This window comes from Haemophilus sp. C1, assembly GCF_001276515.1.
Lineage (GTDB): Bacteria > Pseudomonadota > Gammaproteobacteria > Enterobacterales > Pasteurellaceae > Haemophilus.
Window position 1 is genome coordinate 1 of sequence record NZ_LDVZ01000064.1, and the last position, 1,508, is coordinate 1,508.

Annotated in this window: 1 pseudogene; it reads right to left on the reverse strand. The window is 39.1% G+C overall.

What is annotated here, in order from left to right:
* A pseudogene (locus ABW51_RS10205) lies at positions 1 to 1,508 on the reverse strand (hemagglutinin repeat-containing protein); the annotation flags it as partial.

Genomic DNA, 1,508 nt, shown 5'->3' on the forward strand with positions numbered 1-1,508 from the left:
CCTATTTTCATCAAAAGTTCAAACATATCTGATGACATTACATCGGATAAAGCAAATGGCGCAGATACCGGTATTGCAATAACAGTTGTTACACCTGATGCTACACCAGTAAGTTTATTTTTTTCTGCAGTATTTCCTTGTTTATCATACCAGCCCCATGCTTGGCCTCCTAACAGATCGTGAGTACCGGCAAAGGATTCTACCGCCATATCCGAGATAGAACCGATGCTATACGGAATTCTCGTAAAATGTAGATTCCACTCACCTTGAACAGGTTGAAAACCACCGGTTTCTCCATACAATCCACCTGCTTTTTTATTTTGTTGCGGATCAATAGCATCATCTAATGTATAGTCTTTATTACCTTTAAATGTGATTGAATTATCATCATTATAAGTACAGGTCCCCATGTTGCTATTGCAAATAGCATCAATATCAATCCTTACACCACCTAATTTTACTCCATCAAAATAACCGCTATCATAACTATCATTACGAAGAATTTTCCCCGTCTTCGCATCTTTAATACCTTTAAATAATCTTGAATTGGCCAAAGTCTCCTCTCTCATCTTCGTCGCGGCTAATTGAAAAGTTCCTTGTGTTATTGCAACATCGGGCGAACCCGATACGATGCCTACCACGGTTTCAAGCAAACGTTTTTGATATTGCAATTTATAAATTTCTCCATAAAGTGCGGTCTTTTCCTCTTCAGTTTTAGCTTCCTTGATTTGTTTTCTCAATTCAGCCTGTTTTGGAAGCACATAGGCATCAATCATTGAGAAGGCATTTTTACGAAAATCTTGAGTAACTTTCACTTGAATGTTGAGCTCTTTCATCACTTTGTCTTTATCAAAATGATTTTCTAACTTGCCGGAATGCTGCTCTGCATTATCCGTAGTCACATCGGTTTTAATGCTATCTAGCGTCTGCTCAACCGTTTCACCGGTTTTCGCCAGTTGTTCCGCGTGGTCTCTAATTTCAATATTCGAAGTATTAATACCACTTTTTGTCACGCTACTTTGACTTTCTTTATCTCGCCCAATACCTAATCCTGTTGAGGTTTCTAAAGAATCCCAACCTGTAGCAAGTTTTTTTGCGTTGTCTTTACCCTGCGCATTTTTGGCTTCTGTGGTCAATTCTCCTCGGTCGTTTCTATAAATCAGATTACCATCTTTATCCGAGGCTTGTTTTGTACTTTGAGCTGCACCATTCTCTCCAAATGGTGTTTCAAAGTTAGCCGATACACTGCCACTTACACCAAAACTGCTGCCACTATAATTTGAGTGATTTTCAATATCTGAATGAGTAATGCTGCCAGTGCTAAAATGGTTTTTACCATCTGCTTCTGCCTTTTGGGTAGACGTAATCAATGCGCCTTTAAGATCGGTATGTTTATTAACATTAATATCATAGCCTTCATCTCCAGCATAAATTCCAGCTTGTTCATTGATGCTGGCGTGGTCGGCATTGATTTTCGATTTATTGAAACTGCCTCCAACGGATGCGCC